The following is a 16,636-nucleotide window of genomic DNA, read 5'->3' on the forward strand; positions in this document are numbered from 1 at the left end:
AGGCGCCCGCGTGGGTGGCGGCCCGGGCCTCGCGCCGGCCCGAGCCGCGCGTGGCGAAGCGCCGGCCGGCCCGGGCTCTCGGGTGCGAAGCGCCGGCCGGCCGGCCCTCGGGTGCTCAGCCCGTGCGGCGCAGCAGCGCCAGGTACATCGCGTCGGTGCCGTGCAGGTGCGGCCACAGTTGTACGTCCGGGCCGGTGCCCAGGTGCGGCACACCCGGGAACAGCGGCCGGGCGTCGACCAGCTCGGCCTCGCCCGCGCGCAGGATGTCGTCCACCACCACGCGCGTCTCCGCCGGATGCGGTGAGCAGGTGACGTACGCGATCGCCCCGCCGGGTCGCGCCGCGGCCACCGCGCTGCGCAGCAACGCGCGCTGGAGTTCGCCCAGTTCGGGGATGTCCTCGGGCTTGCGGCGCCAGCGCGACTCGGGCCGGCGGCGCAGCGCGCCCAGGCCGCTGCACGGCACGTCGGCGATCACCCGGTCGAAGCTGCCGGGCTGCCAGGCCGGCCGGGTGCCGTCGGCGGTGATCACCTGATGGTGGGTCAGGTGGCCGATCGCGTTGCGCACCAGCCGGGCGCGGTGGTGTCGGCGCTCGACCGCCAGCAGCGAGACCTCGCGCCCGGTGGCGATCGCCGCGAGCAGGCCGGCCTTGCCGCCGGGGCCCGCGCACAGGTCCAGCCAGCGGCTCTCGGCACCCTCGACCTCGGCGTTGGCCAGCGCGACGGCGACCAATTGGCTGCCCTCGTCCTGGACCGCGGCCCGGCCGTCCCGGATCGCCTTGATCCCGGCCGGGTCGCCCTCGGGGAGGGTGGCCGCGTACGGGGACCAGCGGCCGGGGGTGGCGCCGGCCTCGTGGAGTTCGGCGAGTTCGACCCGGCCCGGGCGGGCGACCAACGAGATCACCGGGGCGATGTTGTCGGCGGCGAGCAGCGCCTCCATCGCGGCGCGGTCGTGCGGGTTGCCGCGCGCGCCCAGCGCGTCCCACAGCGCCTGCACGATCCAGCGCGGGTGCGAGTGCAGGACCGCGAGGTGGCCCTCGGGGTCCTCGTCGTAGGGCGGCGCGATCTGCCGCAGCCAGGTCTCCAGGTCCTGCTTGGACACCCGGCGCAGGATCGCGTTGACGAACTTGGCGCGGCCGTCGCCCAGGACCGCGCGGGCCAGCTCCACGGTCGCCGAGACGGCGGCGTGCACGGGGGTGCGCATGCTCAGCAGTTGGTGCACGCCGAGCGCGAGCACGTCCAGCACCGGCGGGTCGATCTCCTTGATCGGCCGGTCCGTGCAGGCCGCCACGATCTGGTCGTAGGTGCCCTGGCGGCGCAGCGTGCCGTGCACGAGTTCGGTCGCGAAGGCGGCGTCGCGCGGGATGATCCTGCGTTCGCGCAGCAGCGCGGGCAGCACCAGGTTGGCGTACGCGTCGCGTTCGCCGACCGCGTGCAGGACGTCGTAGGCGGCCAGGCGCGCGGCGTCGGGACGCGGGCGGCGATAGGGGCGTGCGGCGGGGGCGTTGGTCACGGTGCTCAGTTCGTGCCGAGGGTTTCACCGGGCTCGGGGTGTGCGCCCCGGGCCCAGTCGGTGGCGGCCATCATGCGTTTGCCCTGGGGCTGGACCTGGGTGAGTTCGATCGCGTGGCTGCCGGTACCCACCCGGACCACCTTCTTCTCCACCGCGATCTCACCGGGCGCCAGCGCGTTGTCGCCGCCGCGCAGACGCACCGGGGCGAGCTTGAGGCGCTCGCCGCGGAAGGTGGTCCAGGCGCCGGGGGCGGGCGTACAGCCGCGCACCACGCGGTCCACCCGCAGGGCGGGCGCGGTGAAGTCGACGCGCGCGTCCTCGACGGTCAGCTTGGGCGCGAGGGTGACGCCGTGCGGCGGCTGGGGGCGCGCCTCCAGGCTGCCGTCGGCGATGCCGTCCATGGTCGCCACCAGCAGCCGCGCGCCGGAGCGGGACAGCCGCTCCAGCAGGTCGCCGCTGGTGTCGGTGGGACGGATCTCGTCGGTGACGGTGCCGTAGACGGGGCCCGAGTCCAGGCCCTGCTCGATGTCGAAGGTGCACGCGCCGGTGATGTCGTCACCCGCGAGCACCGCGTGCTGCACGGGCGCCGCGCCGCGCCACGCGGGCAGCAGCGAGAAGTGCAGGTTGACCCAGCCCCGCGCGGGAATCTCCAACGCGGCCTTGGGCAGCAGCGCGCCGTAGGCGACCACGGGGCAGCAGTCGGGGGCGATCTCGGCGAGCCGGGCCAGGAACTCCGGGTCGCGCGGCTTGGTCGGGCGCAGGATCTCGATCCCGGCCCGGGCGGCACGCTCGGCCACCGGACTGGCGACGAGCTTGCGGCCCCGGCCGGCGGGGGCGTCGGGTCGGGTGACGACGGCGACCACCTCGTGCCGGGATTCCAGCAGGGCTTCGAGTGCGGGTACGGCGACCTCGGGGGTGCCGGCGAAGACTAGGCGCATGGGGGTTTAGAGGGCCTTCCCGAAGGTGCCGTGGGGGGAGAACTTGACCTGCGGCGGCGCCTGCCCGGCCCACTGGGCCTCGCGCAGCGCGCGGAGCGCGGCCTTGCGCTGCTCGCGGTCGAGCCGGTCGATGAACAGGATGCCGTCGAGGTGGTCGGTCTCGTGCTGGATGCACCGCGACAGCAGTTGGGTGCCTTCGATGGTGACGGGGTCGCCGTGCATGTTGAAGCCCTTGGCGACCACGCCGTACGCGCGCTTGGTGTCGTAGCGCAGGCCCGGCAGCGACAGGCAGCCCTCGGGGCCGTCCTGTTCGTCGTCGGACAGGTCCAAGTCCGGGTTGATCAGGTGACCCACCTCGCCGTCCACCTGGTAGGTGAACACCCGCAGGGCGACGCCGATCTGGGGTGCGGCCAGGCCGGTGCCGGGCGCGTCGCGCATCGTGTCGGTGAGGTCGGCGACCAGGCGCCGCAGTTCCTTGTCGAACACGGTGACCGGGTCGGCCTTGCTCCGCAGGACGGGGTCGCCGAACAGACGAATCGGCTGGACTGCCACGGGTGTGCTCCCCCATCGGTGGTCGGTCGTGGTGACGAACGTCGCCGGCGCGCGGCGGCGTTCCGGCGCGGTGCGGCCGCGCGGTGGCGCCGGTCGATCGAAACCGGAGAGCGGCAAGTCTACTGAGCGCCCGAGCCGCGGCCGGCGCACACACCGCGGCATGGGTCGGGGGCGCGGGGGTGGGGCCCGGCGGGCGCGGGTCGGGAGGGGGTGGGCGGGGTTCGGCAGCCGGATGCGGGGGGATTTCGCGGCGGCAGGCGGGGCGAATCCGGAGCGGGATCCGGAGTGGGCCTCGGGAGCTGAGGCAACCTCGGTGTGTGGGGCGGACACTCTCGGGGTGTGACGACGGATCAGGTGCAGGAGGACGGGGACCACGTGTTGTGGTCTCGGGTCCGGACGGGGGATCGCGATGCGTTCGCGGTGGTGTTCGACCGGCACGCGGGGGCGGTGTATGGGCATGTGCTGCGGCGGATCGGGGACGGTGGCGAGGCCGAGGACCTGACGTCGGCGGTGTTCCTGACCGCCTGGCGCCGCCGCATGGAAGTGAGCTTCGACCGGGACAGCGCGCTGCCGTGGCTGCTGGGTACGGCCAATCGCACGCTCGCGAACCGGCGGCGCGCGCTCAAGCGCTATCGCACGCTGGCCGCGCGCGTACCGCTGCCGCCGGACGTCCCCGACCACGCGGACGAGGTCGCCCGGCGGATCGACGAGGAACACGCGGCGCAGGCGCTGCGGCGCTCGGTGGCACGACTGCCCCGGCACGAGCGCGACGTCGTGGAGTTGTGCGTCTGGGGCGGCCTGGACCAGCAGGCAGCCGCGACCGCGCTCGGCGTCGCGCTGGGCACGGTCAAGGCGCGGATGCACCGGGCGCGGAAACGATTGGGCGGCCTGTTGGCCGAAGAGGGCGTGCACGCGGGCACGTACCGAGGCATCGAGGAGGCACGATGAGCCCGTACAGCCAGGACCGACTGCCGGGGCACGAGCGACGCAGGCGCGAACTGCTCGCGATTCTCGACACCGGGGAAACGTCCCGGGGCCGGGCCCTGATGCCGGGCGTCGCCGCGGGCGCGGTGCTCGCGGTGTGCGCGGCCGGGATCCTGGCCGCGCAACCGTGGCAGGGCCCGCAGGATCTGTCGCCGGCCGGCCCGGTGGCCGGGCAGGACCCGATCCGGGGGGTGCCCCAGGACGCGGCGAAGCCGGGCGATCCGGTGCCGTGGGACGTGGCGACCCGCGCGCTGAACTCGTGTCTGGAACTCGGCCGTCGAGCCGCCGTTCCGCCTCCGCCGCCGACCGGATTCGACCCGGGCGGTCCGACGATGCCGCCGCCGGGAGCGCGCGCGCCCGGGTCCGCCCCGCCGAGTATCGGCCACACCCTGCCACCCGGCACTCCCTTGGGTGCCGATGCCGGTGACCTGCCCGCGCACACGCCGGGAAACGCGGCGGGCCCGTACGGTCCGCCGCCGCAGTCGCCCCCCACGGCCGTGTCGTGGACCCCGACCGGGTGGAACGTGCCGCCCACCTCGACTCCGCGCCCGACCGACACCGCCACCGCGCCCGACCGGCAGGTGTGGAAGGTGCGCGAGCCGGACGCGGCGTTCCGGCCGTACTTCACCGCGTGGGAGCACGACGCGGCCAGCGGGCTGCGCCCGTTCGTGCTCGGCAAGGCCGACAAGCCGGACCTGGTGGTGTGCCACGGCGAGAAGTCCCCGCCGGAACTGCCGGCGCCGACGGCCGCCGACGGCATCCTCGCGGGGGCGTTCGAGGTGCGGCGGACCCAGGTCATGCTGCTGCCCGGGGCACAACCTCTCCCTCTGGACCCGGCCGCGGCCGAGCCGCTCCCGATGGTCGCGCCGACCCCGACGACGTGGTGGGGCCGTACGACCGGCGCGGTGGCGCGGGTCGTGGTCGAGTTGCCCGACGGGAAGACGGTGGGCGCGGTGGTACGCAACGGCGTGTGGCTCGCGACCGTGCCGGGCAACGACACCGCGCCGGCCCGAATCCGGGCCTACGACGCGGCCGGCGCGCTGCTCCACGAGCGCGTGGCCGACGCGGAATCCCTGCGCTGCGCACAGGCACCGATGACGAAGTCCTGCGGGAGCCGAACCCGCTGGGGGTGAGGGTCGGGGGGGGGGGGGGGGGGGGGGGGGGGGGGGGGGGGCGGGGGGGGGCCGCGGGGGGGGGGGGGCGGGGGGGGGGGGGGGGGGCGTGCCCGCGCTCGCCCCCGGGGGGGGTGGGCGGGCGGGGTGCCGCGCGCGGTTCACGGCCGAGCGAGCGAGGCCGAGCGGGGAAGCCGGGCCGGCGGGCGAGGCCGGGCGGTGTCCCGGCACGACGGGCCCAGCGCACCTGACCCGGGGGCGCGATTCCCCGCGTGTGCGGCGTCCGACACGCGCCACCTGCCGCAGGCGCGCGCCGCGACGGTGGCTTCACCCGGCCCGGCACGCGTGCGGGCCTGCTGCGCATCACCCACCGCACGCGGCACGCCGGTCGAGTCCCCACCCGCCGGTCGCGCGGGCGACCGGCCGGCACGAGCCGCCGCACACGCATGCCCCGACAAGCACCTCACCCGCCCGGCGGGCGCAAGGATTCCCGAACGCTTGGTGCGCCACCCGCGCGCCCGACGGTCTCGCCGCCGGCCCGGCGAGCGGCGCATACGGCCCGCCGCGTACCGCTCGACTCGGCACGGCGCATCACCCACCGCACACCGCACGCGGCACGCCGGTCGAGTCCCCACCCGCCGGTCGCGCGGGCGACCGGCCGGCACGAGCCGCCGCACACGCATGCCCCGACGAGCACCTCACCCGCCCGGCGGGCGCAAGGCTTCCCGAACGCTTGGTGCGCCACCCGCGCGCCCGACGGTCTCGCCGCCGGCCCGGCGTGCATGACGCGGCGCATACGGCCCGCGGCTCTCAGCCGATGTCGGGTGGGTCGATTCTGATGTGTACCGGGTCGGGGGCGGCTCGGGCCAGGCGCAGGGTCTGGGCCGCCTTGAGGGCGTGGGCCAGCTCCGCGCCTCGCCCCGGTTCGATGCGCAGCAGTACCCGTTCGTGCCGGGGCGGCGGGGCGGGGGCCGCGGTCGGGCGGCGGTCGGGCGGTGGGGTGTCGCCGAACAGGGCGCGGGTGAGTTCGGCGCGGGTGCGCGCGGCGCGCGGGTCGGGCTTGGCGGGCGCCGTCGGCGGCGGGGTGCGCGGCGCGGTCGGGGCGACCGGGACCGGGCCCAGCACGTCCACCGCGTCCGGTAGCCGAAGCACCGCCAGGAAGTCGGCGATGCCGGCCGGCGGCCCGGTGACCGACGCCATCCGCGACACCGGCGGCAGGTTCAACTCGGCGCGCTCGACCAGTTCGGCCAGCGCGTACCCCTGCGGGTCCCAGCGCACCAGCGCCTGCACCGGGCGCAGCGTGGACTCGGCGACCACCACCAGCGTGCCGCCCTCCCCCGCCGGCCGGACCAGGCTTGCCGCGTCCAGCCAGCGGCGCAGCGCCTCCTCACCGGCCCGCAGGTCGGGCCGGGTGAGCAGGGCCCAGCCGTCCAGGAGCAACGCCGCCGCGTAGCCGCTCGGCGCGACCGGTTCGGCGCCGGGCGTGGCGATGATCAGCGCGGGCAGGTCCGGCACGGTGGTCAGGATCGCGTCCCGGCCCGAGGTACGCACCGGCACGGCGGGAAACGCGCGGCCCAACTCCTCGGCGGTCCGGCGCGCGCCGATCACCCCGGCCCGGATGCGATCGCCGCCGCACACCCGGCAGTGCCAGGCCGGCGCCGGACGGGTACACCAGCCGCAGGTCAACACGCCGTCCCCGGACGGCAGTTCGAGCGGCCCCGAGCAGTGTGCACAACGCGCGGGTTCGCGGCACCGTTGGCACGAGGTGCGGACCAGGTAGCCCCGGCGCGGGACCTGGACCAGGACCGGTCCGGTCCGCAACGCGTTGCGCGCCACCTCCCACGCCAGACTCGGCAGCCGCGCGGCCCGCGCGGCCTCGTCCCGGGCCAGGTCCAGATCGCTGCCGACGGTGCGCACGAGCGGGGCCGCGGCGCGCACCGCCGCCCGGTCCGCGTCCAGCGGCCGGGCCCACCCGGAGCGCACCAGTTGCGCGGCCTCGACCGTGGTGGCGTGCCCGCCGACGGTGAACGCCGCGTGCTCGCGCGCGGCACGCATCGCCAGCACCTCGCGCACGTGCGGGTAGGGCGCGTTGAGGTCGGCATGCGAGTCGTCGCCGTCGTTCCAGACCAGGGCCAGGCCCAGTTCCACCACCGGCGCGAACATCGCCGCCCGGGTGCCGACCACCGCGCGCACCGTCCCGCGGTTGACCGCCAGCCAGCGCCGGTAGCGCTCCTGCGGCCCCAGGCCCGCGGTGAGCGCGACGTGCCGGCCCGGTCCCAGCAGCGCGGTCAGCGCCGCGTCCACCCGGTCCACCGACTTGGCGTCCGGGACCACCGCGAGCGCGCCTCGGCCGCCGGCCAGGGTCGCCGCCATCGCGCGGGCGATCTCGTCGGGCCAGTACGGGCCGGGCAGCGCGGTCCACACCGTGCGCGGCGATGCGCCCGCCGCGAGCTCGGCCAGGTGCGCGGCGCCCGAGGGGTAGCGCGTCCACGGCCCGGGGGGCGGCGGGGCGGGGCGGACCAGGGGCTCCCCGGACGGCTCCGCCTCGGCGCGCGCGTGCCGGGCGGGCAGCGCGATCTGGACCACGTCGGCGAGGGTGCCCGCGTACCGGTCCGCGACCGCGCGGGCCAGCTCGATCATCGGCGGCGCGAGCACGATCTCGGGCGAGGTGACACCGGCCAGCGGCGCCAGCGGCCCGCCGTACGTGCTGCGCTCGACCCGCTCGACGATCACGCCGTCGATCAGCCCGCCGCCCTGCCGCCGGCCGTCCACGACCTTGGCCCCGAACCGCACCCGCACCCGCACTCCGGGCTGGGCCACCTCGGCCAGCTTGGCCGGCACCGAGTAGTCGAACAGGCGGTCCAGATGTACGAGGCCCTTGTCCACCAGGACCCGCGCCACCGGCAGGCGCTCGGCGGACGCCTTGGGCTTGGGTTTGCGCGCCCGCGCGGCCCGGACCGCCCGCCGCGCCTGCTCGACCCCGAGCGTGAGCTGCTCGTCCTCCTCGTTGCCGCCCGCCTCCGGATCGTTGCTCGCCACACCAGGAATCTTGACAGACGGGTACGACGAACCCGCGCAGGTACCGGGCCGGCGCCGAGCAGGTGGGCGAACCGCCGGCGGGACGCTGCCGCGCGCCCGTGCCGCGGGCCGCGAGGGCCGGGCGCCTGCCTCGTCGTCGGCTCGGGGCGTCCGGCCCTACTCCACCTCGACGCCGTGGGATTCGGCCACGCCCAGCAGGCCGTTGCGGAAGCCGTTGGTGGTCGGGGAGAAGGTCCAGGTGTCGTCGGTGCGCACGAACGCGCCCAGGACCATGGCGGTCTCCCCCGGGCGGCGGGTGGGTACGGAGGTCTCGCCGATGCGGTGGCCGTCGGCCTGGTCCAGGCGGGTCAGCCTGGCTCCGCGCAGGCCGGCCAGGTCGCCGCCGGGGGCCTGTTCCTCGTCGACGGCGGCGGCCAGCACCAGCCGGTCGGCCCGGGCGGGCAGCAGGGCCAGGTCCACCAGGAAGGCCACGCCGTCGCCGATCCGGACCGCGCCGTCGGGGCTGGCCGGGTTGTTGAAGAAGACGAAGTGCTCGTCGCTGAGCACCCGCCCGCGCTGACACACGAAGGCGCACGGGTCCAGCGGCGGTGCGTTGCCCGGCTGCCACGCGAGCTGGACCAGGATCCGGCTGCCGGGCGCGGCGGTCGGACCACCGCCCGCGCCGGGACCCAGACGGCCCCGCAGCCCGTGTTGCGCGAGCAGGCCCACCAGTTCCGGTCCGGTGACCAGGCCCAGTGGCTTGTTCCGGATGAACTCGTGGCTGCCGGGCCCGAATCCGGACGTGGTGACCAGCAGGCCCTTGTTCGCGCCGTGGTGTTGCACCGTGCCGGCCAGGTCGCGCACGGCGGTCGGCGGGACGGTGTTGCGGTAGCGCTTGACCTGCACCACGATCTTGCCGCCGCGAATCGGGTCCGGGTCCACCGCGACCACGTCGACCCCCTGGTCGCCGCTGCGCGCGGTGGTCTCGACCTGCATGCCCATGCGCTGGAACAACTCGGCGATCAGGTTCTCGAACTCGATCGGGTCCATCACGAACAGGTCCGGCTCGTCGTCGCCGGAGCCGGACCGCACGGGGGTGGGGGCGGGCGCCGGCGCGGACGCGACGCTGTCCGCGAGCCGGCTCGGCTGTACCGGGGTGGGCCGGTCCGGGCGCGCGGACAACGTGCCGCGCATCGCCTCCAGGCACGCGAGCGCGTCCACCCGATCCAGGCTCACCTCCCGGAATTCCCGGGCCTGCGCGGTCACGGTGAGCAGGTACGTGCGCCCGTGTCGGCCGGTGGCCGGATTGACCGCCTGGACGAAGCCGTTGAGCACCACCGAATCGAGGATGCCCTCGTGGTCGGCGAAGAACAGCTCGGCCAGTATCCGGATCGCGCTCTGCGCGAGCACGTCGCGGTGGATCGCGCGCCGGTCGGTCGCGGTGCGCGCGACCTCCTTCTCCTGGTCGTCGGTCTTCACATAGCGCACCCGCGCGATGCCCGGCACCACATCGGTGGTGGGCAGTTCGTGGTCGACCACCAGTTGGCGCGCGGCGGCGTCGAAGGCCACCGTCGCATGGTCGGAGAAGCCCTCGGGCCAGTCCGGCGACGCCAGCAGCACGCCCTCGAAGTAGTCCTCGATCGCCTCGGGATCACGCGCCGCGAGTCGCCGCACCAGGTCGTCGACCTGCTCGTTGCGCTGCGCGGCGAGCGCGCGCTGCCCGTTCGCCCAGTCCTGGAACTGCCGGTGATAGTCGTTGTATCGCTGCTGCCGCTGGTACTCGGCCGCCTGCGCGGCGCGCAGGTCGTACTCGTACCGCGCCTGCGCCTGCGCGCGGTCCTGCTCGTAGCGCGACTGCGCGCCCGGCGCGAAACTGCCCAGGCCGGACGGCGCGGCCGGCTGGTAGCGCGCCGGGTCGGGCATCGGGATCGGTCGGGCGAGCTCACCGGGCTGGAACGGTGGAATCTCCACGGCGGCCCGCAGCCGGTCGATGCGGAAGCCGGGTTGGCTCAGGCGAGCCCGGAGTACTCCCTGCAACTCGGCGACCCGGTCCTCGATCTCGGCAGTCCGCCGGGCCACTTCGGCTTCGCGTGACTGCTGATACGCGCGCTGCGCCTCGCGGTCGGCCCGTGCGGCGGCCTTCTGCGCCTCGCGCCGATTGCGTTCATCGGCCCGCAGTTGTTGCTGTTGCGCGCGCAACTCGGCCTCGCGTTGCCGCTGTTGTTGCCGCTGCAACTCGGCCCAGGTCCCCAGCACGCCGGTGCTCCGCCGACTCGCCACGCTATCGCCCTTCCACCCTCACCCGTTCGCCCCCCGCGCTCGAAGACATCCTGCCGTGTCGGACCGACCGACGCGAAGGCGGTCGGTGGGTTCGAGCCGGTCGGGACGGCTGTCGGGACGCGGGCCTGCAGGCCGGCCCGGACGCCGCTCGGGCGCGGGCGGCCGGGTCATTCGCAGGCGACTCCGTCCCCGTCGCGGTCCAGGTGGGGGCCGTAGCCGGGATCGCCGCGGCGGATCGGCGCGGCACCCGCGGCCCGGACCACCGTGCAGTTCTTGTAGTAGACCGCTCCGCCGCCGCCGGTGCTGCTGCCGTCGCTCGTGCTGCCGTTCGCACCGGAGCCGCCGGTCGAGCGGGTTCCGGTCGAGCCGGTGCCGGAGGAACCCGTGCCGGAGGAGCCGCCGACCGTGGAACCGCCCGACGCGGAACCCCCGTTGGAACCGCTTCCGCTCGCTCCGCCGCCCGAGGCGGTTGCGTTCGAGCCGCCGGGCACCGGCGCCGGAGCAGTGCTGAGCGGTGCCGTGGCCTTCGGCGACGTCGTACCGGGCGCCTTGCTGCTCGGCGGCGCCGAACTCGGCGGCGCGGACGTGGCCGGCGGCGTGCTCGCCGGCGCGGTGCCGCTCGGCGACGACTTCGGCCGATCGGACTTCCCGCCGCCGTCCCCGTCGCATCCGGTCAGGGTCAACATCAGGGTCAAGGTCAACGCGACGGTCCCCGGAAGCAGGACGGAAGCGGTTTTCGGCAGACGAACGCCCGATATGCGCATGTGCGAGTTCCCCCCTCGATACGTGCCGTCCGGACTCTAGTCCCCTGCGGGCCGGCCGCTCCGGCGATCCCCGAATCGCGCACGGCCCGTGACGTTTCGGCAGAAATCTGGACCCCGCCTCGGGGCTCGACCTAACGTGCCTGGATGGACCGATTGAGCGCGATGGATGCCGGGTTCTACTTCGTCGAGGACGAGAACGTGCCCATGCACGTCGGATGCGTCCTGGTCTTCGAGGGGCCGGCTCCGGCCTACGGCGACGTGATCCGCCTGTTCGTCTCGAAGCTGCCGGACGTACCGCGCTACCGCCAGCGGGTACGCACGTTGCCCCTGCACCTCGGGCGGCCGGTGTGGGTGGACGACGACCACTTCCAGATCCTCTACCACGTGCGACACACCGCTGTTCCCGCGCCGGGCGGCGCGGATCAGGTGCGCAACCTCGCCGGTCGGCTGTTCGCGCAGCGGCTGGACCTGAGCAAGCCGCTGTGGGAGGTCTGGCTCGTGGAGGGCCTGGCCGAGGGCCGCTGGGCGATCATCTCCAAGGTGCACCACTGCCTGATCGACGGCGTGGCCGGCACCGACCTGCTCCAGATCCTGCTCGATTGGCGCGAACACCCCGAACCGGCCGAGCCGGTCGACCCGGATCCATGGCTTCCCGAGCCCGCGCCGAGCACGTTCGACCTGATCACGGACGGTCTGCGGGACGCCGTCGCGGCCCCGGTCAAACACCTCGCCGCGGTGCCGGCACTGGCCCGGGAGATGCGCAGCGGATCGGAATTGGCGGACATCGTGCGAGCCCTGGCCGGCAGCCTGCCCGGTACCGCCCATCGGCTCCTGGAGACATCGGCGGGCTCGCTCAACGGCTCGATCGGCCCACATCGGCGGTGGGTCTGGGCCGCCTCCGACATCGCCGAGATCAAGCGCGTACGCAAGGAGTTCGGCGGCACCGTCAACGACGTGATCCTCACCGCGATCACCCGAGGATTCCGCGATCTACTGGCGGCACGAGGGGAGTTGACGACGGATCAGGTGGTCCGTTCGCTGGTCCCGGTGTCGGTGCGCTCACCGCGCGAGCGCAACACGTTGAACAACCGACTCAGCGCGATCCTGGTGAACCTGCCGGTCGGCGAGGACGATCCGGTGGCCCGACTGGCATCCGTGCGGGCACAGATGGACGACCTCAAGCGCAGTCGACAGGCGGCCGGCGCGGACGTGCTGACCGGTCTGGGCAACTTCGCCGCACCGACCCTGCTCGCTCTGGGCTCGCGCACCGCGCTGCGCTTCCCGCAGCGCTTCCTCCAGACACTCACCACGAACGTGCCGGGGCCGCGGGTGCCGCTGTACATGCTGGGCCGACCGCTCGCGGAGATGTACCCCTACGTGCCGATCGCCAGCACGATGCGGATCAGCGTCGGAATCTTCTCCTACCTGGACCGGGTGACCTTCGGCATCAACGCGGACTTCGACGCGGTCCCCGACGTCCAGGTGCTCGCGGACGGAATCCGGGCGGGTTTCGAGGAGTTGGTGGCGGCGGCGGACGGGACGGGCTGAGCGCGTCACGGGGTGTGGGCGCTCGCGGTCCGGGGGCGAGGATCGCCGATCCGCAACGGCCGGGCGGCCCTCGTGATGTGCTGGGTCACGTCGATATGCGTTCGTGTGGTCCACCCGAAGACCACACCACCGAGCCGGGGGGATCCCCATGCGCACGATGTATCCGGCCGTCGAACCCTACGACCAGGGCATGTTGGACGTCGGAGACGGCCAGTCGATCTCTTGGCGCCGGCACGGGACACCCGGCGCCAAGCCGGCCGTCTTCCTACACGGCGGGCCCGGCGGCGGCTGTCTGCCCGACCACGTCCGGTCGTTCGATCCGACGCGCTACGACGTCCTGCTCTTCGATCAGCGCGGTTGCGGCCGAAGCACACCACATGTGAGCAGGTTCGACACGGACCTGAGCACGAACACCACCTGGCACCTGGTCGCCGACATCGAGAAGCTACGCGAACTCATCGGCGTGGAGCGATGGTTGGTCTTCGGCGGCTCGTGGGGCAGCACGCTGGCGCCGGCCTACGCGCAGATCCACCCGCAACGGTGCACCGAGCTCGTCCTGCGCGGCATCTTCACGATGCGGCGTGCGGAGTTGGCATGGTTCTACCAGGGTGGTGCGGGGATGTTGTTCCCCGAGGCTTGGCAGGAGTTCCTCGCGCCCATCCCGGAAGACGAACGCGGCGACCTGGTAGGCGCGTTCCACCGACGTCTGAACGACCCGGACCCCAAGGTCCGCGAGGAGGCGGCCCTCGCGTGGAGCACGTGGGAGGGCTCGTTGCTCGCGCTGCTGCCCCGGCCGGATCTGGTCGATGCGCACCGGCAAAGGGAGTTCGCTCTTGCCTTCGCCCGAATCGAGAGCCACTACATCGCCAACGCCGGCTTCCTGGAGGAGGGTCGACTGATCCGCGACGCCGACCGACTGCGGCACATCCCGGGCGTGATCGTGCAGGGCCGCTACGACATGTGCACGCCTCCGGCCACCGCGTACGACCTGCATCGCGCCTGGCCCGAGGCCGAACTGGTGATCGTCCCGGACGCGGGCCACGCCTCCTTCGAACCGGGCATCACGCACCACTTGATCGAGGCCACGGACCGCTTCGCGGGTCGGGATGTGGGCTGACGTGCGCGCTGCGGTGTGAGCTGCCAGGTGAGCCGAGACGTGAGCCCGGGGCGCGCGGGATCGGGGTGAGGTCAGGTGCGGCGTGGGCCCGGGTTCGGGTCGGGCGGAGTAGGGCCCTGCCGACTCACACTCCCGGCCGGGTCGTGAGGCGTGCGTGCTGCCCGGGAGAATGTGCGGATGAGCGCTTCTCGTGACATCCTCACGCGCCCGGCCGCCGGGCCCGACCGCACGCTGCGGTACGGCCCGGCGGAGGACCACGTCATCGACCTTTGGCAACCCGCGGCCCAGCCGCGCGCGCTCGTGGTGGTGGTGCACGGTGGGTATTGGCGGGCCGAGTACGACCGCAAGTACACGTACCCGATGTGCGTCGCGCTGGCGGCCGAGGGCTACGCGGTCGCGAGCGTGGAATACCGGCGCGCCGGGCAGCCGGGCGGCGGACGGCCCGGGACGTTCGAGGACGTCGCGGCCGCACTCGACCTGCTGTGTACGAAGTCCGAGCAGCCCGTGGTCCTGCTGGGGCACTCGGCGGGCGGGCACCTGGCGGTCTGGGCGGCGCTACGCGACCGGGTACCGGCGGGCGGTGTCGGATGGCTGCCCGCGGCTCCCCCGATCGCGGGCGCGGTCTCGTTGGCGGGCGTCCTCGACTTGGACGCGGCCCTGGCCCTGGACCTGGACGACGGCGCGGCGGCGGAGTTCCTCGGCGCGGACCGCTCCGAGGCGACGCTCGCGCAGGTGGACCCGGTGCGGTTGGCCGCGGGCGGCCTGGGCGACCGTCGGCTGATCCTGCTGCACGGCGACGCCGACGAACAGGTACCGATCGCGCTGGGCCACACCTTCGCCGCGGCATCTGACCTACCCCTGCGGGAGTTGCCCGGCATCGGCCACTTCGAACCGATCGACCCGCTTTCGGCGATCTGGCCCGAGGTCACCCGGGCGGTCGGGGAACTCGCCGTCTGACAGGCCCGGTTGAGCCGATCGCGGCAGGCGGTGTGGGTGCGCGGGCGTGGGTCGGGTCGGGACCGGGGGCGGGATCGGGGCGGTGGGTGCCGCGTTCGGCGCGCGGCCGTACCGTGCCCGCCACCGCCGCACCATCGGCAATTCGCCGGCGGTACCCCGGCTCGCGCGACACCGAACCGCTTCGCGGCCGGCGCCGGTGGCGGTCGCGCTGTCCGCCGACGCCGGGCCGGGTAGGCCGTATCGCTGAACTTGCCGCCGTCCTGGCCACGATCGCGCGCTCCGCGGTCACCCTGCTCGGCGGCTCGGATGCCGCCCGGGTCAGGGAGTGCGAGGCGCCGACCTGTACCCGGCTCTACGTGGACGCGTCCCGGCACGGCAGCCACCGCCGGCGCGCGACACGCACGGCGGCGGCAACCGCGCCAAGGCCGCCACCTTCCGCGCCCGGGTCCGCGACGACCAGCCCACCACGGCCGAGCCTTGGCCTTGGGCCCCGGGCCTCGGGCTTCAAGCGGCCGAGCGCTCGGGCCCGCCCGGGCACCCGTCCGTACCTGTCTAGCCCTGCGCGCCCAGCGTCGAGGCGAGGATCCGCAGCGCCTTGTCGACCACGTCCCGATCCGCACCCGCGATCGGCTTCAGCAGCCCGTCGAGCGCTTCGATCCGCGCCCGCATCGCCGCCCGAGCGCACACGCGCCCGCGCTCGGTGAGACAGACCAGGACCGAGCGGCCGTCGTCGGGATTGGGCCGGCGTTCGACCAGTTCCTTGCGCGCGAGCCGGTCCACGCAATGCGTCATCCCGCCCGACGAGTACATCACCAACGGTTGCAGCTCACGCAGGGTCAACCCCGGCCGATCCCGCCGGGTCGCCAACACCGCCAGCACCATGTACTCCGGCGCGGTCAGATCCAGCGCACCGATGCTGCGCCGGTCGAACTCCTCCATCGCGATCATCGCCTGATGCAGGCGCACCACGAACCCGACCGAGGACGCCTCGACGTCCGGCAGTACCGCCGACCACGCCGCCACCACGGAATCGGCGTAGTCGGACTGTGCATCACTCACGTCGTACTCCCTGGCAGCGTGCCGGGCCCCGCCCGGGGGACGGAACCGGGTCCCGGCGGCCACCGTAGTATCGGCGACCCGCTCTCGGGCGCGGCATCCGGAAGTCCCCGCTCACAACATCCGAAAGTCCTCGAACGAGAACGCGGGCGAGACCACGCACGACACCAGCACCTCGCGCTCCGACACCGGCCGCGCCGCCTGCCACACCCCGGGCGGGATCAGCACCTGCGGCTGCTCGCCCGCCGCCACGTCCGGGCCCAGCAGAATCCGGGTCGGCTCGACGTCCGGCGTCTCACCGTCCCCACCCAGGCGCAGTTCGAGCGGCCCGCCGCGATGCCAGAACCACAACTCGGCCGACCTGACCACATGCCACGCCGATTCCTCCCCCGGGCAGAGCAGAAAGTAGATACCGCTCGCCGTTTCGCGCGGCCCCGAGTAGCCGGGCGGGGTCAGACTCACACCGCTGCGCCACGTTTCCCGGAACCAACCACCCTCGGGATGCGGCGTGAGATCCATGACCCGGGCCAGATCCGGCGGATCGAGTCGCGGACGGACGGAGGGGGTTCGGTGGGGGGTGGCGTCGGGCTCGGTGCCCTTGGCGGGCTCGGTGCCTTTGGCGATCCTGGCGGCTTCCGTTCCGGCCCCGGTCCCGGCGTCGGCGTCGGCTTTGGCCCTGGCTTCGGCTTCGGCTTCGGCCCTCGAAGCCGAGTCGGCTACCGATTCGGATACGTCGTCGGATTCGGGGCCCGATTCGGGGTCCCATTCGGACGCGACGGACATGTGCGCTCCCTCGGCTT

13 protein-coding genes and 2 pseudogenes are annotated in these 16,636 nt (G+C 74.4%); 7 read left to right on the top strand and 8 right to left on the bottom strand.

Annotated features, from left to right (window positions below; translation table 11 throughout):
* Positions 1 to 115: 115 nt before the first annotated feature.
* Genes ACIBSV_RS22640 through def form a run of 3 tightly spaced genes read right to left on the bottom strand, consistent with a single transcriptional unit; the run spans position 116 to position 3,000 of the window.
* A complete protein-coding gene (locus ACIBSV_RS22640) occupies positions 116 to 1,519 on the bottom strand; it encodes an RsmB/NOP family class I SAM-dependent RNA methyltransferase (protein WP_395865923.1) in 1,404 nt (467 codons plus the stop codon).
* Entirely contained in the window at positions 1,516 to 2,448 is a 933-nt protein-coding gene (fmt, locus tag ACIBSV_RS22645; protein ID WP_395865726.1) for a methionyl-tRNA formyltransferase, read from the bottom strand. Before fmt ends, ACIBSV_RS22640 begins: the two co-directional genes overlap by 4 nt.
* 6 nt (positions 2,449 to 2,454) lie before the next feature.
* Positions 2,455 to 3,000 carry a peptide deformylase gene (def, locus tag ACIBSV_RS22650; protein WP_395865728.1) on the bottom strand — a complete coding sequence of 182 codons (546 nt, stop codon included), beginning with the start codon at positions 2,998 to 3,000 and terminating at the stop codon, positions 2,455 to 2,457.
* 339 nt (positions 3,001 to 3,339) lie between these two features.
* On the opposite strand from def, the gene ACIBSV_RS22655 reads away from it, so the two are divergent.
* Together ACIBSV_RS22655 and ACIBSV_RS22660 are read left to right on the top strand one after the other, a co-directional pair.
* Positions 3,340 to 3,948, top strand: a complete 609-nt coding sequence (locus tag ACIBSV_RS22655) for an RNA polymerase sigma factor (RefSeq protein WP_395865730.1) — start codon at positions 3,340 to 3,342, stop codon at positions 3,946 to 3,948.
* Positions 3,945 to 5,117, top strand: coding sequence for a hypothetical protein (locus tag ACIBSV_RS22660; RefSeq protein ID WP_395865732.1), 1,173 nt, complete (start codon positions 3,945 to 3,947; stop codon positions 5,115 to 5,117). Before ACIBSV_RS22655 ends, ACIBSV_RS22660 begins: the two co-directional genes overlap by 4 nt.
* Before the next feature lie 789 nt (positions 5,118 to 5,906).
* Here ACIBSV_RS22660 and ACIBSV_RS22665 read toward each other — a convergent pair.
* The 3 genes and pseudogenes from ACIBSV_RS22665 to ACIBSV_RS22675 all read right to left on the bottom strand — a co-directional run.
* Positions 5,907 to 8,135, bottom strand: coding sequence for a primosomal protein N' (locus tag ACIBSV_RS22665; RefSeq protein WP_395865734.1), 2,229 nt, complete (start codon positions 8,133 to 8,135; stop codon positions 5,907 to 5,909).
* Between the two features lie 156 nt (positions 8,136 to 8,291).
* Positions 8,292 to 10,370, bottom strand: coding sequence for a restriction endonuclease (locus ACIBSV_RS22670; RefSeq protein WP_395865736.1), 2,079 nt, complete (start codon positions 10,368 to 10,370; stop codon positions 8,292 to 8,294).
* A 191-nt stretch (positions 10,371 to 10,561) separates the two neighbouring features.
* Positions 10,562 to 10,660 (bottom strand): annotated as a pseudogene (locus tag ACIBSV_RS22675) (excalibur calcium-binding domain-containing protein); the annotation flags it as partial.
* Positions 10,661 to 10,694: 34 nt separating this feature from the next.
* On the opposite strand from ACIBSV_RS22675, the gene ACIBSV_RS22680 reads away from it, so the two are divergent.
* From ACIBSV_RS22680 to ACIBSV_RS22700, 5 genes and pseudogenes are all read left to right on the top strand, one after another.
* Positions 10,695 to 11,198, top strand: coding sequence for a hypothetical protein (locus tag ACIBSV_RS22680; protein WP_395865935.1), 504 nt, complete (start codon positions 10,695 to 10,697; stop codon positions 11,196 to 11,198).
* 104 nt (positions 11,199 to 11,302) lie between these two features.
* Positions 11,303 to 12,706, top strand: coding sequence for a wax ester/triacylglycerol synthase family O-acyltransferase (locus ACIBSV_RS22685; protein WP_395865738.1), 1,404 nt, complete (start codon positions 11,303 to 11,305; stop codon positions 12,704 to 12,706).
* A 148-nt stretch (positions 12,707 to 12,854) separates the two neighbouring features.
* Positions 12,855 to 13,823 (top strand): prolyl aminopeptidase, encoded by a 969-nt coding sequence (gene pip / locus ACIBSV_RS22690; RefSeq protein ID WP_395865740.1) that lies wholly within the window; start codon positions 12,855 to 12,857, stop codon positions 13,821 to 13,823.
* A 177-nt stretch (positions 13,824 to 14,000) separates the two neighbouring features.
* Positions 14,001 to 14,780, top strand: coding sequence for an alpha/beta hydrolase (locus ACIBSV_RS22695; protein ID WP_395865741.1), 780 nt, complete (start codon positions 14,001 to 14,003; stop codon positions 14,778 to 14,780).
* A gap of 113 nt (positions 14,781 to 14,893) precedes the next feature.
* Positions 14,894 to 15,133: pseudogene (locus ACIBSV_RS22700) on the top strand (hypothetical protein); the annotation flags it as partial.
* Between the two features lie 199 nt (positions 15,134 to 15,332).
* On the opposite strand, the gene ACIBSV_RS22705 reads toward ACIBSV_RS22700, so the two are convergent.
* Together ACIBSV_RS22705 and ACIBSV_RS22710 are read right to left on the bottom strand one after the other, a co-directional pair.
* Positions 15,333 to 15,839 carry a MarR family winged helix-turn-helix transcriptional regulator gene (locus ACIBSV_RS22705; RefSeq protein ID WP_395865742.1) on the bottom strand — a complete coding sequence of 169 codons (507 nt, stop codon included), beginning with the start codon at positions 15,837 to 15,839 and terminating at the stop codon, positions 15,333 to 15,335.
* 111 nt (positions 15,840 to 15,950) lie between these two features.
* On the bottom strand, positions 15,951 to 16,619 hold the full coding sequence (locus tag ACIBSV_RS22710; RefSeq protein WP_395865744.1) for a cupin domain-containing protein: 669 nt from the start codon (positions 16,617 to 16,619) through the stop codon (positions 15,951 to 15,953).
* Between the last annotated feature and the right edge of the window lie 17 nt (positions 16,620 to 16,636).

The organism is Embleya sp. NPDC050154, from assembly GCF_044460165.1.
In the GTDB taxonomy this organism is placed as follows: domain Bacteria; phylum Actinomycetota; class Actinomycetes; order Streptomycetales; family Streptomycetaceae; genus Embleya.

Coding starts and splice junctions, on each gene's coding strand:
- fmt (WP_395865726.1), bottom strand. CDS start 2,448: ATGCGCCTAGTCTTCGCCGGCACCCCCGAGGTCGCCGTACCCGCACTC.
- ACIBSV_RS22660 (WP_395865732.1), top strand. CDS start 3,945: ATGAGCCCGTACAGCCAGGACCGACTGCCGGGGCACGAGCGACGCAGG.
- ACIBSV_RS22685 (WP_395865738.1), top strand. CDS start 11,303: ATGGACCGATTGAGCGCGATGGATGCCGGGTTCTACTTCGTCGAGGAC.
- pip (WP_395865740.1), top strand. CDS start 12,855: ATGCGCACGATGTATCCGGCCGTCGAACCCTACGACCAGGGCATGTTG.
- ACIBSV_RS22695 (WP_395865741.1), top strand. CDS start 14,001: ATGAGCGCTTCTCGTGACATCCTCACGCGCCCGGCCGCCGGGCCCGAC.
- ACIBSV_RS22710 (WP_395865744.1), bottom strand. CDS start 16,619: ATGTCCGTCGCGTCCGAATGGGACCCCGAATCGGGCCCCGAATCCGAC.